The organism is Actinomycetota bacterium, assembly GCA_036280995.1.
In the GTDB taxonomy this organism is placed as follows: domain Bacteria; phylum Actinomycetota; class CALGFH01; order CALGFH01; family CALGFH01; genus CALGFH01.
Genome location: DASUPQ010000425.1, coordinates 1 through 2,711, shown reverse-complemented (window position 1 = coordinate 2,711; position 2,711 = coordinate 1). Strand labels below are relative to the sequence as shown.

The 2,711-nt window shown below is 75.1% G+C and carries 4 protein-coding genes; 2 read left to right on the top strand and 2 right to left on the bottom strand.

Annotated elements, in window-relative coordinates; translation table 11 throughout:
* Positions 1-154: 154 nt before the first annotated feature.
* Positions 155-1,525 carry an amidohydrolase family protein gene (locus tag VF468_14075; GenBank protein ID HEX5879420.1) on the top strand — a complete coding sequence of 457 codons (1,371 nt, stop codon included), beginning with the start codon at positions 155-157 and terminating at the stop codon, positions 1,523-1,525.
* Positions 1,526-1,612: 87 nt separating this feature from the next.
* Here VF468_14075 and VF468_14070 read toward each other — a convergent pair whose 3' ends face one another.
* Entirely contained in the window at positions 1,613-1,945 is a 333-nt protein-coding gene (locus VF468_14070; GenBank protein HEX5879419.1) for a hypothetical protein, read from the bottom strand.
* A gap of 157 nt (positions 1,946-2,102) precedes the next feature.
* On the opposite strand from VF468_14070, the gene VF468_14065 reads away from it, so the two are divergent.
* On the top strand, positions 2,103-2,366 hold the full coding sequence (locus VF468_14065; GenBank protein HEX5879418.1) for a DUF397 domain-containing protein: 264 nt from the start codon (positions 2,103-2,105) through the stop codon (positions 2,364-2,366).
* Positions 2,367-2,385: 19 nt separating this feature from the next.
* On the opposite strand, the gene VF468_14060 is transcribed toward VF468_14065, so the two are convergent.
* Positions 2,386-2,711, bottom strand: a 326-nt coding sequence (locus VF468_14060; protein ID HEX5879417.1) for a DUF5753 domain-containing protein, incomplete at its 5' end; no start/stop codon positions are given.

Here is a 2,711-nt window from a genome sequence, read left to right as displayed (position 1 = left end):
TGCTGGCCCTCAACAACCAGCTCGCCACCACCGAGCTGTTCGCGGCCGTGCTGGTGCTGTCGCTCATGGGCATCGCCCTGTTCTTCCTCGTCGGGCTGGTCGAGCGCCTGGTCATCCCCTGGCACCACGAGACCCGCCGCGCCGCCACCCAGCAATGAGCCGGACCACGGTGGTCCGGGGCGGCCACCTCCTCACGATGGGGCCGGCCGGCGACCTGGCCGGCGGGGCGGTCGCCTTCGCCGGCGGCGAGGTCCTGGCCGTTGGGCCGTTCGCCGAGGTGACGGCCCGGTTCCCCGGCGCCGAGGTGGTGGGCGACGACCACGGGGTGGTGCTGCCCGGGCTGGTCAACGGCCACACCCACCTGTCGGAGGCGCTGATCTGCGGCATGGGCGAGGACCTGACCCTGTTCGAGTGGGGCGAGCGGCTGGTCGGCCCGGCCGGCCGGCACCTGACCCGGGAGATGGCCCGGGTCGGGGCCATGCTCAAGGGGGCCGAGCTGCTGCTGTCGGGAGCCACCTGCGTCAACGACATGTTCTGCCACACCAACCTGGGGTCGCTGGCCAGCCTCGGGGTGGTCGACGGGCTGGAGGAGCTCGGCCTGCGCGGGGTGGTGGCGTTCGGGCCCGAGGACGTGGCCGAGCCCGACCGCCACCCGGTGGCCGGGTTCCTGGCCGAGCACGAGGCCCTGGCCGAACGCTGTGCCGCCAGCGACCTTGTCGGCTTCCGGCTCGGGGTCGGGACCGTGCTCGGCCAGACCGACGAGCTCCTGGCCGCCTCGGCCAGGGCGGCCCGCGAGCACGGCTGGGCCGTCCACACCCACCTGGCCGAGGTGCGCGAGGAGGTCGTCCAGGCCCGGCTGCGCTGGGGCCGCACCAGCGTGGAGCGGGCCGCCGACGTCGGCCTGCTGGACGTGCCGGTGGTGGCCGGGCACGGCATCTGGGTCGTCGAGCCGGAGATCGCCCTGCTGGCCGGGGCCGGGGTCGCCGTGGTCCACAACCCGGTGGCCAACATGATCCTCGGGTCGGGGGTGTGCCGGCTGGCGGCGCTGCGCGGGGCCGGCATCCCGGTCGGGATCGGCACCGACGGGGCCGCCTCCAACGACAGCCAGAACATGCTGGAGGCGGTCAAGGCGGCCGCCCTGCTCCAGAAGGTGGCCCGGCTCGACCCGCGGGCCGTCTCCGCCGGCGACGTCCTGGCCATGGCCACCCTGGAGGGGGCGCGGGCGCTCGGCCTCGACGGCCTGATCGGGTCGCTGGAGCCGGGCAAGCGGGCCGACGTGGTCCGCCTGCGAGGCGACCGACCCGGCCTGGCCAGCGTCCACGACCCCCGCCAGCAGGTCGTCTACTGCACCTCCCCGGGCGACGTGGCCGACGTCTGGGTCGACGGCGTCCGCCGGGTCGGCGACGGCCGGCTGGTCGGCCACGACCTGGCCGGCCTGGTCGAGGCGAGCCGCCCCCTGGCCGCCGAGCTCGTCCGCCGGGCCGGCCTGGGCGGGCTCTCGCGCCTGGCCGCCCCCGCCGGCTGACCGCGGGGATGGGCGGCGCTCGGCACGCCGGGCGAGGACCCGGCGGCGGGACCGGCGGCGGCGGTGCCGCCGGCCGCGCCGGGCTCGTCAGTCGCGGCCCCGCGGGCCGGCGGTGAGGGCGCGACGGCCGGCCTTGGTCAGCAGCACGTAGTCGGAGGCGATCACGACCAGCTGGCGGCTGGCCAGGGAACGGGCGACCTCGCGCCGGACCGGCCAGCGGGTCGCGTACCCGTCGGCCGCCCCCAGCTGCTCCAGCGCCGCCTGCTCGGCGGCGTCGAGGCCGTCGCCGGGAGGCGGCGCGGCCTGAGCGGGTGGGGGTTCGGGACGCTGGCGCGGCCGGAGCCGGAGGGTGGCTGGGCCGCGCAAGCCCCGGAGCACACGCCCGAGGAACCCCGGCGTGTCCATCCTGGCATCTGCCATGGGGCCTCCCGACAGCGTCCCGGCGGGGCCCGGGCCCCCGATTCGGAGTTCCGGACCGACTGGGCTATGATCCGCCAATGCCAAGTGCAGATGCAACTGCCGGAGCCAAGTGCAATCGGCCGATGCGAACGGGTGGGACAAACCGAAAGGAACGGTAATGACGCCTGACACTCGCGGTTCGAGGTCGTTCATCAGCTACAACGGCGTGCTCCCGGGCGACCTGGCGGGGGTGCGGTGGCGCAAGAGCGCCCGCAGCAGCGCCCAGGGCAACTGCGTCGAGCTCGCCCAGCTCCCGGGCCAGGGGGTGGCCGTCCGGAACTCCCGGGATCCCGGGGGCCCGGCGCTGCTGTTCACCGACGCCGAGCTCGAGGCCTTCCTGGGCGGCGTCAAGGACGGCGACTTCGACGACCTGCTCCGCTGAGCTGGGCGGGTTGGCCGGGCTACAGGTCTTCCAGGATCCGCTCGAGCAGGTCAACGGTCTGGTCGGGCGGCGCGGCGCGGACGCAGATGGTCTCCATGACGTGCAGGTACTGGTCGACCTCGTCGGGCTTGTTGAGGTACAGGGCGCTGGTCAGGTGCTCCAGGTAGACCACGTCGGGCAGCTCCCGGTCGGGGAAGCGGAGCACGCTGAAGGAGCCGACCATGGCCGGGTGGGCGCCGGAGTCGAAGGGGAGGATCTGGAGGGTGACGTTGGCCAGCTTGGTCGCCTCGACCAGCCGTTCCAGCTGGCCCCGCATGACCTCCCGGCCCCCCACGGGCCGGCGCA

Bases quoted from the DNA above. Each gene is read 5' to 3' on its own strand.
- VF468_14070 (HEX5879419.1), bottom strand. From the start codon at position 1,945: ATGGCAGATGCCAGGATGGACACGCCGGGGTTCCTCGGGCGTGTGCTC.
- VF468_14065 (HEX5879418.1), top strand. From the start codon at position 2,103: ATGACGCCTGACACTCGCGGTTCGAGGTCGTTCATCAGCTACAACGGC.
- VF468_14075 (HEX5879420.1), top strand. From the start codon at position 155: ATGAGCCGGACCACGGTGGTCCGGGGCGGCCACCTCCTCACGATGGGG.